Source organism: Paraburkholderia sp. JHI2823, assembly GCF_038900695.1.
Lineage (GTDB): Bacteria > Pseudomonadota > Gammaproteobacteria > Burkholderiales > Burkholderiaceae > Paraburkholderia > Paraburkholderia mimosarum.
The window spans coordinates 1-18017 of sequence record NZ_JAYMRY010000017.1; the positions used below are offsets into that span (position 1 = coordinate 1).

Sequence of the window (18017 nt, forward strand, 5' to 3'; positions counted from 1 at the left end):
CGTGGCTCAAGCTCGAAGTGGGCAAGTGCCGCTATGGGCTGATGCTCGACGAAAACGGCATGGTGTTCGACGACGGCGTGACGGTGCGCCTCGGTGAGCAGCACTACATGATGACGACCACCACGGGCGGCGCCGCGCGCGTGCTCACGTGGCTCGAACGCTGGCTGCAGACCGAATGGCCCGACATGAAGGTGCGCCTCGCTTCGGTCACGGATCACTGGGCGACCTTTGCTGTGGTCGGCCCGAAGAGCCGCAAGGTGCTGCAGAAGGTGTGCAAGGACATCGACTTCGACAATGCCGCGTTCCCGTTCATGTCGTACCGCAACGGCACGGTCGCCGGGGTGAGGTCGCGCGTCATGCGCATCAGCTTCTCGGGCGAGCTGGCCTATGAAGTGAACGTGCCGGCCAACGCGGGCCGCATGGTGTGGGAAGCCCTCATGGAAGCGGGCGCCGAATTCGACATCACGCCATACGGCACGGAAACGATGCACGTGCTGCGCGCGGAGAAGGGCTACATCATCGTTGGGCAGGACACGGACGGTTCGGTCACGCCATTCGATCTCGGCATGGGCGGCCTCGTCTCGCAGACGAAGGACTTCCTCGGCCGCCGCTCGCTCAAGCGCTCGGACACGGCGAAGGAGGGACGCAAGCAGTTCGTCGGACTGCTGACCGATGACGCGCAGTACGTGCTTCCCGAAGGCGGACAGATCGTCGCGCCCGATGCGCAAGCGCGGTCCGACGGCACGACCGCGATGATCGGCCACGTGACGTCGAGCTATTACAGCCCGATTCTGCAGCGCTCCATCGCGCTCGCGGTCGTGAAGGGCGGCCTGAACAAGATGGGCGAGCGCGTGGTGATTCCCATGGCCGATGGCCGGCGCGTCAGTGCGCAGATCGCAAGCCCGATTTTCTACGACACGGAAGGAGTGCGTCAGCATGTTGAATGATACGAAAGACCGCTTGCAGGTCGCTGAGCGCATCGTCGGCGTGCGGCTGGAGTCGCCGCTCGTTGGGGCCGCGAATCTGCTGAAGGCGCAGGAGGGGCGCGCCTCGAAGGCGTTCGCCATGCGCGAGCTGCCGTTTCGCGACCTCGTGAACGTGCGTGGCGAACTGGGCGATCCGGCGTTCGTCGCGGCGTTCGCAAGCGTCGTGGGCTGCCCGCCGCCTTCCACGCCGAACACCGTCGCGCGCAGCGACCAGTACGACGTGCTCTGGCTCGGCCCGGACGAGTGGCTCGTGCGCTCGCTCGCGCCGGTACAGACCGGCATGCTCGAAGCGAAGCTCGTTGCCGTGCTGGGCGAGGCTTATGCGGCGGCCGTGGATGTGGGCAGCGGCTACACGGTTGTCGAGATCGAAGGCACGCGTGCGCGTGACGTCCTCTCGCGCGGCTGTCCTCTCGATCTGCATCCGCGCATGTTCCAGCCCGGTCAGTGCGCGCAGAGCGTCTATTTCAAGGCATCGATCGTGCTGATTCCGACGGGCGACGACCGCTTCGAGATCGTCGTGCGCCGCAGCTTCGGCGACTACTTCTGCCGCATCATGGTCGACGCCGCGGCGTCGGTCGCGCCATGAAGATCGTCGACGCGGCGTTCGAGCCGGCGTCGAGGGCGCTCGATGCGTTCGGCGAGCCGCGCGGGCGCGGCTGGAGCGTGTTCGTCGAGGGCTTGAGCGTGCCGGCGTGCATCGGTATCTATCCGCACGAACATGGCGCGCCGCAGCCGGTCATGATCGACGCGCAGCTCGGGTATCGCTGCATGCCGCGCGAGAACGACGAAGAGAGCGGCTGGATCGATTACGACGGCTATTGCACGCGCATAGCGGACTTTCTCGGACGCAAGCCGCACACGCGGCTGCTCGAGACGCTGGTGGCGGATATCGCGGCGTTCTCGTTTCGCGAATGGGCGGCGCTGGACACGCTCAGGATCGAGGTGCACAAACCGAAGATCCGGCCGGGCACGCGGCGCGTGGGCGTGGCGCTCGAGTGGACGCGTGGCGATTATCGGCAGTGGATGCTGGGTGACGGAGGCAAGCGGCCGTAACGCGCATAGCGCCTGCCCGGATGGCGGTGCCGGTCAAACGCGCGTCGTTTTTTGCACATCTTCGGTGGGGAGCGGCAGGCTACGCTGGGAACATCGTTGCGTCGCGTGATTGATCGAGGCAACGGGTTCCAAGTCAAGCATCGAAAAGGAGACAGCGAGATGAGCGGTAATCGAGGCGTTGTGTATCAGGGACCGGGCAAGGTCGAGGTGCAGAAGATCGCATATCCGAAGATGGTCGATCCGAGCGGGCGCGCCATTGGCCATGGTGTCATTCTCAAGGTGGTCAGCACCAATATCTGCGGTTCGGACCAGCACATGGTGCGCGGGCGCACCACGGCGCCGCTCGGACTCGTGCTCGGCCACGAAATCACGGGTGAAGTGGTGGAGGTGGGCGGCGACGTCGAAACATTGAAGATCGGCGATCTCGTTTCCGTGCCGTTCAACGTGGCCTGCGGGCGCTGCGCGATGTGCCGTGAGCAGCACACGGGCGTGTGCCTGAACGTGAATCCCTCGCGCGCGGGCGGCGCTTACGGCTATGTCGACATGGGTGGCTGGATCGGCGGCCAGGCGGAATACGTGCTCGTGCCGTATGCGGACTTCAACCTGCTCAAGTTCCCGGACCGCGACCAGGCCATGTCGAAGATTCGCGACCTCACATGTCTCTCGGACATTCTGCCCACGGGTTATCACGGTGCCGTCACGGCGGGCGTGAAGCCTGGATCGACCGTTTATATCGCGGGCGCGGGGCCGGTGGGCATGGCGGCGGCCGCTTCGGCGCGGCTGCTTGGCGCGGCGTGCACGATCGTTGGCGACATCAATGCCGAGCGTCTCGCGCATGCGAAGGCCATGGGTTTCGAAGTCGTCGATCTGTCGAAAGACGCGACGCTCGGCGAGCAGATCGAACAGATTCTCGGCAAACCGGAAATCGATTGCGCCGTGGATTGCGTGGGGTTCGAGGCGCATGGGCACGGCGCTTCTGGCCATGCGGAGGAAGCGCCGGCAACCGTGCTCAATTCACTCATGGAAATCACGCGGCCTGCGGGCATGATCGGTATTCCGGGGCTTTATGTGACCGACGATCCCGGCGCACGGGACGTGGCCGCGCAGCATGGGAGCCTGAGCATTCGCTTCGGCCTGGGCTGGGCGAAGTCGCATACGTTCCATACGGGGCAAACGCCCGTGCTCAAGTACAACCGCAATCTCATGCAGGCGATTCTTTTTGACCGGTTGCCGATTGCCAAGATCGTTAATGTCACGGTGATTTCGCTTGATGAGGCGCCTGAGGGCTACAAGAAGTTCGATGGCGGCGCGCCGCGGAAGTTTGTGATCGATCCGCATGGGTTGTTGGCGGCATAGGTTCTATTTTTGCGCTTCGCGGCGCGTGCTTGAACCTTGTTTTCGCGCCGGTATATTAGCGTTGCCCCTGTGCGGGGCGGCACCTACTTTTCTTTGCCGCGGCAAAGAAAAGTAGGCAAAAGAAAGCCGCTCACACCGCCAGCGCCAGCCACCATTGAGATCTCGCCGTTCATGGTGAATGGCTCCGGAGCGTCCGTCACCACTCGCCCACAGACGGAGTGACAAGGCGCTCATCCTTCCGGCGGCGCTGCGCGCCCCGAAGGGCATAACGAAAACCATTGGGGCGCGTGCGTTCTCGTGACACTAGCCATGCCCCACTGTTTCCCATGCAGACCCTTCCGCAGCGCGCGTAGCGAGCAGCGGGATGAATGAGCGCCTTGTCACTGGCTTAGAAGGGTGCGAGGTGACAGACGCTCCGGAGCCATTCACCAACTACGACGAGAGGTGAATGGTGGCAGGCATTGGCGGTGTGAGCGGCTTTCTTTGCCTACTTTCTTTGCCGCGGCAAAGAAAGTAGGTGCCGCCCCGCACAGGGGCAACGCTAATAGACCGACGTGAACACAAGTTTCAAGCGCATGCGCCGCGTTCTTGGCCACTGCAAAGCAAAGCAAAGCAAAGCAGGCGCCGCCTCGCGCAGGGCGAACGCTAATAGACCGCCGCGAAAACAAGCTTCAGGCATGCACCGCTGCAGAAACAGCAACAACCGCAGGCGAATCCAACCCAGAAAGCGGCGCGATCCGCTTCCGCCGTTCCCCGGTAGGCGCACTGCCAAACGCATCCCGATAGCTCTTGCTGAAGTGACAAGCCGACTGAAAACCGCAGGCCATCGTGATCTGCATGATCGACATATCGGTCTGCAACAACAGCTCACGCGCACGCCGCAAGCGCAGCGTCAAATAGTAGTGCGTCGGCGTCATCCCGAGATGCTCGTGAAAGAGCCGCTGCAACTGCCGCTGTGACATGTTCGCAAGCCGCGCGAGCTCCTCGCGCGAAAGCGGCTCTTCGATATTGTTCTCCATGAGCGAGATGACTTCGAAGAGCGATTTGTTCGCCGAGCCGAGCCGCGCGACGAGCGGCATGCGTTGCTGCGCGGAGGTGTCGCGCACGTGCTCGACCACGAACTGCTCGGCGATCTGCGTGACGCGAGCGGTCCCCACGCGCGGCGTGATGAGATGCAGCATCATGTCGAGCGGCGCGACTCCGCCAGTGCAGGTCACGCGGTCCCGATCGATGACGAAGAGCTCCTTCAAAAAGCGCGTGGAAGGAAACTCTTCCTTCAGCGCCGACATGTTTTCCCAGTGAATCGCGCACGCATAGCCGGCCAGCAGGCCGGCCTTCGCCAGTGCATAGGTGCCCGTGCACAGGCTGCCGAGCGCTACGCCCATGCGCGCGAAACGGCGCAACGCGGCCAGATGCGCCGGCGTGGTGGCGCGCTGCACGTCGATACCGCCGCACACGAACACGATATCGGGCTGCCCCACGCACTCGGCCGGTCCGGTGTCGATGGAAAGGCCGTTGCTGGACGTGACAGGACCGCCTTCCGGGCTAATGATCGACCACCTGTAAAGCGGCTGGCCGCTCAGGTAATTAGCCATACGAAGGACTTCGATCGCGTTCGTGAAAGCGATCATCGTGAAGTCGGGCAGCGGCATGAACGCGAAGTGCGCCAGCGACGCTGTGCGATCCGGCAGCATGGGGAACGATTCCTTGTGATCAACGGCTTCTCGGCCGGTTCACCGGCGAGGCCCGGAGGCCGGGCGGGGGGCCGGCAACGCTACCGCAATTTTCGAATTTCGCGGGCCCAGTGTGCCATGCGGCAAAACCCTGAGTCATCTGGACAAAAATGCCGGCAGGAAAAAAGAACGAGAGTGCGGGATTGGTGCATCGCAATGCAGGGTAATTATTTCGGCTCGGGAAGCACGGGCGAACGGCGAACCGCCAATGGGCGAAGGCCGGCCACTTGTGAAAAATGGACGCGGATGGCGGAAAAGGAAAAGAACACGTCTGAATTTCGACGTTGGGCGCTTATTCGAACGACAAGAATATAACCGTCGGTCCCAGTCAGGCCAGCCGGTTTCAAAGGGCGTCAAAGCCAGTCACGACGGGGCCTCCAGCACTACAGGCAGTCTTTCATTCATCGTCACGGAAGCCCTATGTCGAACACTCAACCCTTCTTTTCGCAAACGCTCGCGCAACGTGACCACGCCGTGCGCAACAGCATCCTGAAAGAACTCGAGCGGCAGCAGTCCCAGGTCGAAATGATCGCGTCCGAAAACATCGTGTCGCGCGCCGTGCTAGAGGCCCAGGGCTCGGTGCTGACCAACAAGTACGCGGAAGGCTATCCGGGCAAGCGCTATTACGGCGGCTGCGAATTCGCCGACGAGGTGGAAGCGCTCGCCATCAGCCGCATCAAGCAGCTTTTCAACGCGGGTTTCGCCAACGTGCAGCCGCACTCGGGCGCGCAGGCCAACGGCTCGGTGATGCTCGCGCTCGCTAAGCCGGGCGACACCGTGCTCGGCATGTCGCTCGATGCGGGCGGCCACCTCACGCACGGCGCGAAGCCCGCGCTCTCGGGCAAGTGGTTCAACGCCGTGCAGTACGGCGTGAACCGCGAAACCATGCTGATCGATTACGACCAGGTCGAGGAACTCGCGCAGCAGCACAAGCCCAGCCTCATCATCGCCGGCTTTTCCGCCTACCCGCGTGCCCTCGATTTCGCGCGCTTTCGCGCCATTGCGGACTCGGTGGGCGCGAAGCTGATGGTGGACATGGCGCATATCGCGGGCATCATCGCCGCGGGGCGCCATCAGAACCCGGTCGAGCACGCGCACGTCGTCACGTCCACGACGCACAAGACGCTGCGCGGCCCGCGCGGCGGCTTCGTGCTCACCAATGACGAGGAGATCGCGAAGAAGATCAACTCGGCGGTGTTCCCCGGCCTGCAAGGCGGCCCGCTCATGCACGTGATCGCCGGCAAGGCCGTGGCGTTCGGCGAAGCGCTCGAAGATAGCTTCAGGACCTATATCGACAGCGTGCTCGCCAACGCGAAGGCGCTCGGCGAGGTGCTGAAGGCGGGCGGCGTGGACCTCGTGACAGGCGGTACCGACAACCATCTGCTGCTCGTCGATCTGCGCCCGAAGGGCCTCAAGGGCAATCAGGTCGAGCAGGCGCTCGAGCGCGCCGGCATTACCTGCAACAAGAACGGCATCCCGTTCGACACCGAAAAGCCCACGGTCACTTCCGGCATTCGCCTCGGCACGCCGGCAGGCACGACGCGCGGCTTCGGCGTGGACGAGTTCCGCGAAATCGGCCGCCTGATTCTCGAAGTGTTCGATGCACTGCGTACGCACCCGGAAGGCGACGCCGCTACCGAGCAGCGCGTACGCCGCGAGATCTTCGCCTTGTGCGAGCGCTTTCCGATCTACACGCAGGCTTGATTCGTCACACCACCGCCTTTCAATTCAATACGCGAGATCCGGAGCTGGCTAATGAGCACTCTGCACGACAACAGCATCATCATCGACGGCCTGAACATTTCGAAATTCGAGCGCTCGGTGTTCGAAGACATGCGCAAGGGCGGCGTGACGGCCGTCAACTGCACGGTTTCCGTCTGGGAGGACTTCCAGAAGACCGTGGACAACATCGCGCAGATGAAGCAGCAGATCCGCGAGTACAGCGAGATCCTCACGCTCGTGCGCACGACCGACGACATTCTGCGCGCCAAGAAAGAGAACAAGACGGGCATCATCTTCGGCTTCCAGAACTCGTATGCGTTCGAGGACAACCTCGGCTATATCGAGGTGTTCAAGGAACTCGGCGTGAACGTCGTGCAGCTTTGCTACAACACGCAAAACCTGGTCGGCACCGGTTGCTATGAACCGGACGGCGGCCTCTCCGGCTATGGGCGCGAAGTGATCCAGGAGATGAACCGCGTGGGCATCATGGTCGATCTTTCGCACGTTGGCGGGAAGACTTCCTCGGACGCGATTGCCTGCTCGAAGAAGCCGGTCACGTATTCGCACTGCTGTCCTTCGGGCCTGAAGGAGCACCCGCGCAACAAGACCGACGAGCAGCTGAAGGAGATCGCCGACGCGAACGGTTTCGTGGGCGTGACGATGTTCGCGCCGTTCCTCAAGAAGGGCGCGGATTCGACCGTCGAGGATTATCTCGAAGCTATCGAATACGTCGTCGATCTGATCGGCGAAGACCGTGTGGGCATCGGCACGGACTTCACGCAAGGCTACAGCACCGAGTTCTTCGACTGGATTACGCACGACAAAGGCCGTTACCGCCGCCTCACCAATTTCGGCAAGGTCGTCAACCCCGAAGGCATCCGCACGATCGGCGAATTCCCGAATCTCACGGCGGCGATGCAAAAGGCGGGCTGGAGCGAGTCGCGCATCAAGAAGGTGATGGGCGAGAACTGGCTGCGCGTGTTCGGCGAGGTCTGGGGCGGTTGAGCGTCGGGGCGTAAAGCCCCGAGCGCATCGCACAGAAGATCCAATCCAGCTACTTAGAAACCCTAAATAATTCGCTCACTGAATCACTGGAGCCCCACGAAATGCAACCGCAACTGCCCATCGATGTCGATCCCGCCACCGGTGTCTGGACCACGGACGCGCTGCCGATGCTGTACGTGCCGCGTCACTTCTTCACCAACAATCACACCGCGGTAGAAGAGGCGCTCGGCCGCGACGCGTATGCGGAGATTCTCTACAAGGCCGGCTACAAGTCCGCATACCACTGGTGCGCGAAGGAAGCCGAGAAGCACGGCATCGAAGGCATGGCCGTGTTCGAGCATTACCTGAAGCGCCTTTCGCAGCGCGGCTGGGGCCTCTTCACGATACGCGAGTCCGACCCGGCCGCGGCGCGCGCGAAGATCGAGCTGCGCCATTCGTCTTTCGTGCTCGCGCAGCCGGGCAAGGAAGGCAAGCTTTGCTACATGTTCGCGGGCTGGTTCGCGGGCGCGATGGACTGGGTCAACGACACCACGGCAAACGGCAAAAATGCGCCGCGTGCCCAGTCGAAGGAAGTGCAATGCGCCGCCGAAGGACACGCGCATTGCGTATTCGAAGTCTCGCCGATCGCTGCCTGAACGACCGCGCGCCCCGTAATACAGGACTTACCGAAAGACACGAACGCCAGAGGTCTTCTGCGATGCGCTACCCGAATCTCTTCAAACCCTTGACCCTCAATCAGCTCACGCTGCGCAACCGCATCGTCAGCACGGCTCACGCCGAGGTCTACGCGGAGCCGGGCGGCTTGCCGGGCGACCGCTACATCCGCTACTACGAGGAAAAAGCCAAGGGCGGCGTGGGCCTGGCCGTGTGCGGCGGGTCGAGCCCGGTGTCGATCGACAGTCCGCAGGGCTGGTGGAAGTCGGTGAATCTCGCGACCGACAAGATCATCGATCCGCTTGCGCGTCTCGCGGAAGCCATGCACCGGCACGGCGCGAAGATCATGATTCAGGCCACCCACATGGGCCGCCGCTCGGCGTTTCATGGCGAGCACTGGCCGCATCTGATGTCGCCTTCGGGCGTGCGCGAGCCCGTGCATCGCGGCAACGCGAAGATCATCGAAGTCGAGGAGATCCGCCGCATCATCGGCGACTTTGCGGCTGCCGCGAAGCGCGTGAAGGATGCGGGCATGGACGGCATCGAGATTTCGGCGGCGCACCAGCATCTGATCGACCAGTTCTGGAGCCCGCGCACGAACTTTCGCACCGACGAATGGGGCGGCTCGCTCGAAAACCGTCTGCGCTTCGGCGTCGAGGTGCTCAAGGCCGTGCGTGAGGCGGTGGGCAAGGACTTCTGCGTCGGCCTGCGCATGTGCGGCGACGAGTTCCACGAAGACGGCCTCGATCACGAGCAGTTGAAGGAAATCGCGCAGGCGATGGCGGAAACGGGGCTCATCGATTATCTCGGCGTGATCGGCTCCGGCGCGGACACGCACAACACGCTCGCGAACTGCATGCCGCCCATGGCACTGCCGCCCGAGCCGTTCGTGCATCTCGCGGCGGGCATCAAGTCCGTGGTCAAGCTGCCGGTCATGCATGCCCAGAGCATTCGCGACGCGGGCCAGGCCGAGCGCCTGCTCGCGAGCGGCATGGTCGATCTCGTCGGCATGACGCGCGCACAGATTGCGGACCCGCACATGGTCATCAAGATCCGTGACGGCCGCGAAGACGAAATCAAGCAGTGCGTGGGCGCCAACTATTGCATCGACCGCCAGTACAACGGCCTGGACGTGCTGTGCGTGCAGAACGCGGCGACCTCGCGCGAGGCGACCATGCCGCACGTCATCGAGAAGTCGCGCGGGCCGAAGCGCAAGGTCGTGGTGGTCGGTGCGGGCCCGGCCGGGCTCGAGGCCGCCCGCGTGGCGCGGCTGCGCGGCCATGACGTCGTGCTGTTCGAGAAGAACGACGCCGTGGGCGGCCAGATTCTGCTGGCGGCGAAAGCGCCGCAGCGCGAGCAGATGGCGGGCATCGTGCGCTGGTTCGACATGGAGACGAAGCGCATTGGCGTCGATCGCCGCCTTGGCGTGAGCGCCGACGAAAAGACGATTCTCGCGGAGAAGCCCGACATCATCGTGCTCGCCACGGGCGGGTCGAGCTTCACGAACCAGGTTCCGGCATGGGGTGTGGAAGACGGGCTCGCGGTCAGTTCGTGGGACATTCTGAGCGGCAAAGTCGAGCCGAAGCAGAACGTACTGGTCTACGACGGTGTGAGCACGCATGCAGGCGCCGGTGTTGCCGATTTCATTTCGAGCCGCGGTTCGAAGGTCGAAATCGTCACGCCCGACGTGAAGGTCGCCGACGATGTGGGCGGCACGACGTTCCCGATTTTCTATCGCCGTCTCTACGCGCAAGGCGTGATTCATACGCCGAATTACTGGCTCGATCGCGTGTACGAGGAAGACGGCAAGAAGATCGCGGTGCTGCGCAACGAGTACACCGAGGAGCAGGAGGAGCGCGCAGTCGATCAGGTGGTGATCGAAAACGGCAGCACGCCCAATGACAGCCTGTACTGGAAGCTCAAGCCCGAATCGGTCAACCGCGGCCAGGTGGACGTGCACAAGCTGTTCGCGGCCGAGGCGCAGCCTTGTCTCTCCGAAGAGCTCGGCAATGGCCGCTTCCTGCTGTTCCGCGTGGGCGACTGCATCTCCCTGCACAACATCCATGGCGCGATTTACGACGCGCTGCGGCTCGCCAAGGACTTCTGAACCATGAATCCGACCTGGCTCATTACCGCGCTGCTGTGGCTTTCGATGGCGGGGCTCGCGTTCGCGGTCGCGAAGCGCTCAGCCTGCTGGCGGGTGGGGCGCGCCGCTGTGCCTGGCTCCGTCGGCGTTGGCAAGCTGTTCAGCATCCCGAAGCGTTATTTCGTCGACCTGCACCACGTGGTGGCGCGCGATCCGTATATCGCGAAGACGCACGTCGCCACGGCGGGCGGTGCGATCGCGGCGCTCGCGCTCGTGTTCGTCAACTATGGGCTCGCGATCTATTCGCCGTGGCTCGACAAGCTGATCTTTCTCGCGGCGCTCGCCATGTTCATCGGCGCGGTGTTCGTGTGGCGCCGCCGTCATGCGAAGGATGTGCCGGCGCGGCTGTCGAAAGGTCCGTGGAATGCGCTGCCGTGGCTGCTCGGCTCGTTTGCGCTCGGGCTGATGCTGTACACGGTCGTGCCCGCGTCGGCGATGTCAAAGGCGTTCGCGGTGAGCTGCGCGGTCCTGATCGGCATTGGCGCGTTCGCGATGACGTTTGGCGCCGCGAAGGGCGGCCCGATGAAGCACGCAATTGCCGGCCTGCTGCACCTTGCATTCCATCCGCGTCAGGAACGCTTCGCGGCCACGCGCGAAGGCTGGACCGGCAACGGCACGGCTACGCCGCCGACGGCGCTGAAGCTCCCCGACATCGGGGAGAAGCAGGAGTATGGCGTGGCGAAGCCCGTGGAGTTTCGCTGGAACCAGTTGCTGAGCTTCGACGCGTGCGTGCAGTGCGGCAAATGCGAGGCCGCGTGCCCCGCGTTCGCCTCGGGCCAGCCGCTCAATCCGAAGAAGCTGATTCAGGATCTCGTGGTGGGCATGGCGGGCGGCACCGACGCCGCCTATGCGGGCAGCCCCACGCCGGGCATTCCCGTGGGCCAGCATCGCGGTGCGCCTGAAGGCCCGATCGTCTCGGGCCTGATCGAAGCGCAAACGCTGTGGTCGTGCACGACCTGCCGCGCCTGCGTGCAGGAGTGCCCGATGCTGATCGAGCACGTCGATGCGATCGTCGACATGCGCCGCAACCAGACCCTCGTCCACGGCGAAGTGCCGGGCAAGGGGCCGGAAGTGCTCGCGAACCTGCGCGAAACCGGCACGGCGGGCGGCTATGACAAGGCCGCGCGCTACGACTGGTCAGTCGATCTCAGCGCGCCCGTCGCGCAACCGGGCAAGCGCGTGGATGTGCTCGTGGTGGCGGGCGAAGGCGCATTCGATATGCGGTATCAGCGCACGCTGCGTGCGCTCGTGAAGGTGCTCAACAAGGCGGGCGTGGACTATGCGGTGCTGGGCGCGCGCGAGACGGACACCGGCGACGTGGCGCGCCGCCTCGGCGACGAAGCGACGTTCCAGCACATGGCGAAGCAGATGATGGCGACGCTCGCCACGCTGAACTTCGCGCGCATCGTCACCGCCGATCCGCACGTCATGCACAGCCTGCGCAACGAGTACCGCGCGCTCGGCGCGAGGTACGAGGTGCTCCATCACACGACTTTTCTCGCGGAGCTCGCCGCAACGGGACGCATCGCGCCGAAGGCCGTGCAGGCGCTCGCCGAAAAGCGCACGACGTACCACGACCCCTGCTACCTGGGCCGCTACAACGGCGAGACCGAAGCGCCGCGCAAGCTGCTGAAGACGATCGGCATCCAGGTCGTCGAGATGGAGCGTCACGGCATGCGCGCACGCTGCTGCGGCGGTGGTGGCGGCGCGCCGCTCACCGACATCCCCGGCAAGCAGCGCATTCCCGACATCCGCATCGCCGACGCCCGCGCGGTCCAGGCCGATGTGGTCGCCGTGGGCTGCCCGCAGTGCACGGCGATGCTCGAAGGCGTAGTCGGCCCGCGCCCTGATGTGCTCGACGTGGCCGAACTCGTGGCCGCTTCGCTGGAGTGAATCGATGAACAACCTCAAACGAGTCGATCCGCGCCGCCCATTCGTCGTCACGGCGGCCGGTCTCAGGCGCATCACGCTGGGCGAAACCGGCAGCGCTGACGCAAGCGGCGCGCACTGGCCGGCGCAACACGGCCACTCGAGTGCCGCGAAGCCCCGTCGTCTGATTAGCGATCCGAAGCATTACGTGCTCGTGGCCGCACATCCCGAACGCGGCGCACTCGACGATCACGCATGCCAGGCCATCGCGGCCGCCGCGCTGATTGCCGATGCGCAAACCGAAGTGGCGCTCCTCGTGTTCGGCGAACTGAAGGACGACGCAGCGGCGCTGGGCGTGGACAAACTGATCGAACTGCCCGGCTTCGATCGCCGCACGTTCGCGCCGGAAAGCGAACTGCGCGCGTTGCAGGCCTGCGCGGCGACGCTCGCACCGAAACATGTGTTCCTGCCCGACAACGCGAGCGGCGACGGCGACCTGGGCCGCCGTTACGCGGCTTCGGCCGGGGCGAGTGTGGCGACGCATGTGGTCGAGATCGATGCGAAGCATGTGGGCGTATTCGAACAGGCGAAGCGCGCATGGGCGTCGCGTTCGCTGCCCGACGTAATCCTGCTCGCGCCGAGTGCCGTCGATGCGAAGCTGCCGTTCGTCGGCGCCGGCGAGCGCCTCGCGGGCGATTTCATCCGGCCAGCGAACGACGTCGCGTCGCCATACAGGGATCTGGGCCTCGAAGCCATCGACGCCGCCCAGGTCGCGCTCGAAGAAGCCGATTTCATCGTGTCTGCGGGCAACGGCGTGACCGACATCGGCGCGTTCGAGCAGCTCGCGGGCACCTTCGGCGCCGCGATCGGCGCGAGCCGCGTGGCCGTCGACAACGGTCACTTCACGCGCGACAAGCAAGTGGGCGCGACCGGCAAGACGGTCGAGGCGAGCGTGTATATCGCGTTCGGCATTTCGGGCGCCGTGCAGCATCTGCAGGGCATCAAGGATTGCCGCCATGTGATCGCCGTGAATCTCGACGGCAGCGCGCCGATCGCGAAGCGCGCCAACCTGACCGTGGTTGGCGACGCGCAGGGCACGATCGCCGCCCTGATCGAGCAGGTGCAAGCGGCCCGCGCGAAACGTGGCGGGGCGAGCGCCGTAAGTGACGTAACGCATTCCGCAGGAGTCGCCGCATGAACGCGCGCAATTATCCTCAGCGCCGGGTCGAGCGCATCGCGGTGCTCGTCTCCGTCGGACGCCACCCCGTGAGCGGCATGCCGCGCTACAGCCGCAACGACGCGCTGGCGCTCGATCTCGGACGCACGCTCGCCGGGCGCCACCACGCGCGCCTCGACGTACTGCACGCGGGCGACCCCGCCGATCCCGCGCTCGCCGAATATCTCGCGCTCGGTGCACACGAAGTCGGGGTGCTCTCATGCACGCCGGCCGACGACGCGGCCCGCATGCTCGCCGAACGCGTGCGCGGCTACGACCTCGTCCTGACCGGCACGCGTGCCGAAGGCGCGCACGACAGCGGCATGCTGCCGTACCGCGTGGCGGCTGCGCTCGGCGTGCCGATCGTTGGCGGCGCGGTCGATATCGACGTGGACGAGGCCGCCGGCGCCGCCGTGGTCAGGCAATTCCTGCCCAAAGGCTTGCGCCGGCGCGTCCAGACGGCGCTGCCCGCCGTGATCGCCGTGCATCCGCTCGCCAACGCACAGCCCCGTTACGCCTATGCGCGCCTTCGTGCCGGCACGATAAAGCGCCAGGGCGCCACGCCCGTGAGCGCACACGAAGCCGCCGCATGGACGGTGGGCGCAGTCGAGCGCAAGCCCGTGCGCCTCGCCGCCGCGGAAAAGCGCTCGGGCCACGCACGCATGCTCTCGGCGACCACGACCGAAAGCCGGGGCGGAAACGTCGTAATTGAGGGGAGTTCGGTCGAAAAAGCACAAGTGATCCTCGCGTATTTGCGCGAGCATCAACTCATCGATTACTGATTTCACTGGTCTGTCGGCAACGAACTTGGATGAAAAATCCGGAGCATACGATGAAAGTATCGGCAGAAATTCGCGCGCTGATCGAGCGTCGCAAAGAGGGTTACAGCCTGGAAGCCCCTTTCTATTTGAGCGAGGAGATTTTCGCGCTCGATATGGAGGCGATTTTCCGGCAACACTGGATCGAGGTCGCCACGGAGGCGGAAATTCCGGAGCCGGGCGACTATGTGACCGTCGAGCTGGCGGGAGACTCGATCCTGATCGTGCGCGACGACGACATGCAGGTGCGCGCGTTCCACAACGTATGCCGCCACCGCGGCGCACGCCTGTGCAATGAAGACAAGGGCTCGGTGGGCAATATCGTCTGCCCGTATCACAGCTGGACCTACAACCTCACGGGCGAGCTGATGTTCGCCGAGCACATGGGCGAGCAGTTCGACCGCTGCAAGCACAGCCTCAAGCATGTGCATGTGGAGAACCTCGCGGGCCTGATTTTCGTGTGCCTCGCCGAGAATCCCCCCGACGACTTCGCGCTCATGCGCGCCGCGATGGAGCCGTATCTGCTGCCGCACGACCTCGCGGGCTGCAAGGTCGCCGCGCAGGTCGACATCATCGAGAAGGGCAACTGGAAGCTCGTGATGGAGAACAATCGCGAGTGCTATCACTGCGTGGCGAACCACCCCGAGCTCACGATCTCGCTCTATGAATACGGCTTTGGCTACGCCCGCACGGCCGCCAACGCGGAAGGCATGGACGCCTTCGTGCGCACCTGCAACGAGCGCGCGAAGCAGTGGGAAGCGATGGACCTGCCTTCGGTCGAAATCGAAAAATTGCTGGACGTCACCGGCTTTCGCACGCAGCGCCTGCCGCTCGACCGCTGCGGCGAATCGCAGACGCTCGATGCGAAAGTCGCCTCGAAGAAGCTGCTCGGCGAATTCCGCTCGGCCGATCTCGGCGGTCTCTCGTTCTGGACGCAGCCCAATTCGTGGCATCACTTCATGAGCGATCACATCGTTTCGTTTTCGGTGATTCCGCTTTCGGCCGGCGAAACGCTCGTGCGCACGCGCTGGCTCGTCCACAAGGACGCACGCGAAGGCATCGACTACGACGTGGATAACCTCACCGCCGTCTGGAACGCGACCAACAACCAGGATCGCACGCTGGTGGAGTATTCGCAGCGCGGCGCCGCGAGCAGCGCCTACGAGCCGGGACCGTATTCGCCGTACACGGAAGGGCTCGTCGAAAAGTTCTCGGCCTGGTATGTCGGCCGTCTCGCCGCGCAGATCGGCGCATGACGCAGCGTGCAAAGCAAAGGAAGCGGAGTTTGACATGATGCGAGATGCGGCCCAGTTTGACCCGCGCGACCCACTCGATCACCGCGAAAGCCGCGTGACGCGCCCCGCGTTCTGGGGCGCGCTGCCCGAGCGGTGGACGAGCGAAGTCGAGGAAACACTCGTGTGCTGCCACGTCTGGCAGGAAACGCACGACGTGAAGAGTTTTTTCCTGCGCTCGCCGCAGGGCCGCGCGTTCTCATTCGAGCCGGGGCAGTTCCTCACGCTCGAACTCGAGATAGACGGCGAACCGGTCAACCGGTGCTACACGATTTCGTCGTCGCCCGCGCGGCCCCATACGATCTCGATCACGGTCAAGCGCGTGCCGGGCGGCAAGGTCTCCAACTGGCTGCACGACAACCTGCGCCCAGGCATGGCGCTGCGTGTGCTCGGCCCGGCGGGCGAGTTCACCTGCGCACGGCATCCCGCGCCGAAATATCTGTTTCTTTCCGCGGGATCCGGCATCACGCCGCTGATGTCGATGAGCCGAGCGCATCACGATCTCGCGGAGGACCGCGACATCGTTTTCGTGCACAGCGCGCGCACGCCCGACGACATCATCTTCGCTCGTGAACTGGAGCTGATCGCGTCGAGCCGCGCGAACTTCCGCACGTCGTTCGTGTGCGAGCGGGTAGGGGGGCGCACCGGCTGGTCCGGCGTGACCGGGTTTCTCTCGCTGCCCCTGTTGAAGCTCATTGCGCCGGATTTCATGGAGCGCGAGATCTTCACCTGCGGCCCGGCGCCCTACATGAAGGCCGTGCGCGATCTGCTCGACGAAGCGGGGTTTGCGCGCGAGCACTATCACGAAGAGAGTTTTTCATTCGAATCGCTCGCGGGGCCAGGCGAAGCACCGGCTGCGTCGCCCACGGCGGAGTCATCTGTCGAAGCGGCGAGCTTCAAGATCACGTTCGCGAAGAGCCGCCGCGAGATTGAATGCGGCGCCCAGCAAACGGTGCTCGACGCGGCGCGTCAGGCGGGCGTGCGGCTCGCTTCCTCGTGCAGCCAGGGCATGTGCGGCACCTGCAAGGTCAAGCTGGTTTCCGGGCAGGTGGAAATGAAGCATAGCGGCGGCATTCGCCAGCGGGAAATCGATCAGGGCATGGCGCTGCTGTGCTGCTCGAAGCCGCTGTCCGACCTCGTCGTCGATAAATAGCGCGCGCGTCGCGCAACGACAAGAAGACGTCGTAAATCGACGCTAGCGGCAGATTGTGGCGGGCGAATCTGCAGATGCACGGGGCGCTTGCCCATATCACAGGAGATCGACCATGAAGCTGGCAGGAAAACTCTTTTGGACCGGTGTGTTTTCGGCGATGGTGAGCTTGAGCGCCCCGGCGTTCGCGGACGGCAAGCCGACCGTGAAGATCGGTTATGTCGAAGGCTGGGATGACAGCGTGGCGACCTCGAACGTGGCCGCGCGCGTCATCGAGAAGCGCTACGGCTATCCGGTGCAGCTCGTGCCCGTGGCCGCCGGCATCATGTGGCAGGGCGTGGCGCGCGGCGACCTCGATGCGACGCTTTCCGCCTGGCTGCCGGTCACGCACGCGGCTTACTACGACCAGTTCAAGTCGAAGGTCGAAGATGTGGGCGTGAACTTCCCGGATGCGAAGATCGGCCTGATCGTGCCGGCGGATCTGCCGGAGAACAGTATTCCGGATCTGGCGAGCCGTAAGGCGGACTTCGGCGGTCGCATCGTCGGTATCGATGCCGGGGCCGGCGTGATGAAGAAAACGGATGAGGCGATCAAGGCGTACAACCTCGACTATCAGCTGATGCCGAGCTCGGGCAGCGCGATGACCTCGGAACTGGCGCGCCAGATGCACGCCAGCAAGCCGATTATCGTAACCGGCTGGGCGCCGCACTGGATGTTCGCGAAGTGGAAGCTCAAGTTCCTCGACGATCCGAAGAAGGTCTTCGGCGGTGCGGAGCACGTGGATAGCGTGATCAACCCGGATCTCAACAAGAAAGCGCCGCCCGTCGTGGCGTTCCTCAAGAAGTTCCAGTGGAAGCCGGGCGAGATCGACAGCGTGATGCTGGCGATCCAGAACGGCGCGAAACCGGACGCCGCCGCCGACACCTGGATCGCCGCGCATGGCGACCGCGTGAACGATTGGGCGGGTGCGCAGTAAGCGTTGAGCGAACGACGGGCGCCATGTCGCTTTTGCGCAGG

General features: G+C 64.4%; 15 protein-coding genes. 14 read left to right on the plus strand and 1 reads right to left on the minus strand.

The genetic code is table 11. The features are described from left to right. The 4 genes from VSR34_RS19225 to fdhA form a co-directional block, all read left to right on the plus strand. Nucleotides 1–947: aminomethyltransferase family protein (locus VSR34_RS19225; protein WP_342963207.1), on the plus strand; the 947-nt coding region annotated here is incomplete at its 5' end. Beyond that, the gene (locus VSR34_RS19230; RefSeq protein ID WP_028212540.1) at nt 937–1572 is read left to right on the plus strand and encodes a sarcosine oxidase subunit gamma; all 636 of its coding nucleotides are present in this window, start codon (nt 937–939) and stop codon (nt 1570–1572) included. The genes VSR34_RS19225 and VSR34_RS19230, both read left to right, overlap by 11 nt. Further along, complete coding sequence (locus VSR34_RS19235; protein ID WP_042293109.1) at nt 1569–2039, plus strand: dihydroneopterin aldolase; 471 nt, start codon at nt 1569–1571, stop codon at nt 2037–2039. The genes VSR34_RS19230 and VSR34_RS19235 overlap by 4 nt, the downstream gene beginning before the upstream one ends. A 159-nt stretch (nt 2040–2198) precedes the next feature. After that, nucleotides 2199–3395 (plus strand): formaldehyde dehydrogenase, glutathione-independent, encoded by a 1197-nt coding sequence (gene fdhA / locus VSR34_RS19240; RefSeq protein WP_028212542.1) that lies wholly within the window; start codon nt 2199–2201, stop codon nt 3393–3395. Nucleotides 3396–4066: 671 nt separating this feature from the next. Here fdhA and VSR34_RS19245 read toward each other — a convergent pair. After that, the gene (locus VSR34_RS19245) at nt 4067–5089 is read right to left on the minus strand and encodes a GlxA family transcriptional regulator (RefSeq protein ID WP_028212543.1); all 1023 of its coding nucleotides are present in this window, start codon (nt 5087–5089) and stop codon (nt 4067–4069) included. Between the two features lie 459 nt (nt 5090–5548). Between VSR34_RS19245 and VSR34_RS19250 the strand changes: the two genes are divergently transcribed. The 10 genes from VSR34_RS19250 (at nt 5549) to VSR34_RS19295 (ending at nt 17976) form a co-directional block, all read left to right on the plus strand. After that, nucleotides 5549–6832 carry a serine hydroxymethyltransferase gene (locus VSR34_RS19250; RefSeq protein ID WP_028212544.1) on the plus strand — a complete coding sequence of 428 codons (1284 nt, stop codon included), beginning with the start codon at nt 5549–5551 and terminating at the stop codon, nt 6830–6832. A gap of 51 nt (nt 6833–6883) precedes the next feature. Further along, nucleotides 6884–7855, plus strand: coding sequence for a dipeptidase (locus VSR34_RS19255; protein WP_028212545.1), 972 nt, complete (start codon nt 6884–6886; stop codon nt 7853–7855). 101 nt (nt 7856–7956) lie between these two features. After that, on the plus strand, nt 7957–8490 hold the full coding sequence (locus tag VSR34_RS19260; protein WP_342963208.1) for a DUF5943 domain-containing protein: 534 nt from the start codon (nt 7957–7959) through the stop codon (nt 8488–8490). Nucleotides 8491–8552: 62 nt separating this feature from the next. After that, nucleotides 8553–10616 (plus strand): NADH:flavin oxidoreductase, encoded by a 2064-nt coding sequence (locus VSR34_RS19265; protein WP_028212547.1) that lies wholly within the window; start codon nt 8553–8555, stop codon nt 10614–10616. Between the two features lie 3 nt (nt 10617–10619). Next, complete coding sequence (locus VSR34_RS19270; RefSeq protein WP_342963209.1) at nt 10620–12548, plus strand: (Fe-S)-binding protein; 1929 nt, start codon at nt 10620–10622, stop codon at nt 12546–12548. 4 nt (nt 12549–12552) lie between these two features. Further along, the gene (locus VSR34_RS19275; protein WP_342963210.1) at nt 12553–13722 is read left to right on the plus strand and encodes an electron transfer flavoprotein subunit alpha/FixB family protein; all 1170 of its coding nucleotides are present in this window, start codon (nt 12553–12555) and stop codon (nt 13720–13722) included. Further along, nucleotides 13719–14522: an electron transfer flavoprotein subunit beta/FixA family protein gene (locus tag VSR34_RS19280; RefSeq protein WP_342963211.1), complete on the plus strand. Its 804-nt coding sequence runs from the start codon at nt 13719–13721 to the stop codon at nt 14520–14522. The genes VSR34_RS19275 and VSR34_RS19280 overlap by 4 nt, the downstream gene beginning before the upstream one ends. 50 nt (nt 14523–14572) lie before the next feature. Further along, the gene (locus tag VSR34_RS19285) at nt 14573–15814 is read left to right on the plus strand and encodes an aromatic ring-hydroxylating dioxygenase subunit alpha (RefSeq protein ID WP_342963212.1); all 1242 of its coding nucleotides are present in this window, start codon (nt 14573–14575) and stop codon (nt 15812–15814) included. Between the two features lie 34 nt (nt 15815–15848). Next, complete coding sequence (locus tag VSR34_RS19290) at nt 15849–17003, plus strand: hybrid-cluster NAD(P)-dependent oxidoreductase (RefSeq protein WP_028212552.1); 1155 nt, start codon at nt 15849–15851, stop codon at nt 17001–17003. Between the two features lie 112 nt (nt 17004–17115). Further along, nucleotides 17116–17976 (plus strand): glycine betaine ABC transporter substrate-binding protein, encoded by an 861-nt coding sequence (locus VSR34_RS19295; protein WP_028212553.1) that lies wholly within the window; start codon nt 17116–17118, stop codon nt 17974–17976. Nucleotides 17977–18017: the final 41 nt, after the last annotated feature.

Bases quoted from the DNA above. Each gene is read 5' to 3' on its own strand.
- VSR34_RS19230 (WP_028212540.1), top strand. From the start codon at position 937: ATGTTGAATGATACGAAAGACCGCTTGCAGGTCGCTGAGCGCATCGTC.
- VSR34_RS19235 (WP_042293109.1), top strand. From the start codon at position 1,569: ATGAAGATCGTCGACGCGGCGTTCGAGCCGGCGTCGAGGGCGCTCGAT.
- fdhA (WP_028212542.1), top strand. From the start codon at position 2,199: ATGAGCGGTAATCGAGGCGTTGTGTATCAGGGACCGGGCAAGGTCGAG.
- VSR34_RS19245 (WP_028212543.1), bottom strand. From the start codon at position 5,089: ATGCTGCCGGATCGCACAGCGTCGCTGGCGCACTTCGCGTTCATGCCG.
- VSR34_RS19250 (WP_028212544.1), top strand. From the start codon at position 5,549: ATGTCGAACACTCAACCCTTCTTTTCGCAAACGCTCGCGCAACGTGAC.
- VSR34_RS19255 (WP_028212545.1), top strand. From the start codon at position 6,884: ATGAGCACTCTGCACGACAACAGCATCATCATCGACGGCCTGAACATT.
- VSR34_RS19260 (WP_342963208.1), top strand. From the start codon at position 7,957: ATGCAACCGCAACTGCCCATCGATGTCGATCCCGCCACCGGTGTCTGG.
- VSR34_RS19265 (WP_028212547.1), top strand. From the start codon at position 8,553: ATGCGCTACCCGAATCTCTTCAAACCCTTGACCCTCAATCAGCTCACG.
- VSR34_RS19270 (WP_342963209.1), top strand. From the start codon at position 10,620: ATGAATCCGACCTGGCTCATTACCGCGCTGCTGTGGCTTTCGATGGCG.
- VSR34_RS19275 (WP_342963210.1), top strand. From the start codon at position 12,553: ATGAACAACCTCAAACGAGTCGATCCGCGCCGCCCATTCGTCGTCACG.
- VSR34_RS19280 (WP_342963211.1), top strand. From the start codon at position 13,719: ATGAACGCGCGCAATTATCCTCAGCGCCGGGTCGAGCGCATCGCGGTG.
- VSR34_RS19285 (WP_342963212.1), top strand. From the start codon at position 14,573: ATGAAAGTATCGGCAGAAATTCGCGCGCTGATCGAGCGTCGCAAAGAG.
- VSR34_RS19290 (WP_028212552.1), top strand. From the start codon at position 15,849: ATGATGCGAGATGCGGCCCAGTTTGACCCGCGCGACCCACTCGATCAC.
- VSR34_RS19295 (WP_028212553.1), top strand. From the start codon at position 17,116: ATGAAGCTGGCAGGAAAACTCTTTTGGACCGGTGTGTTTTCGGCGATG.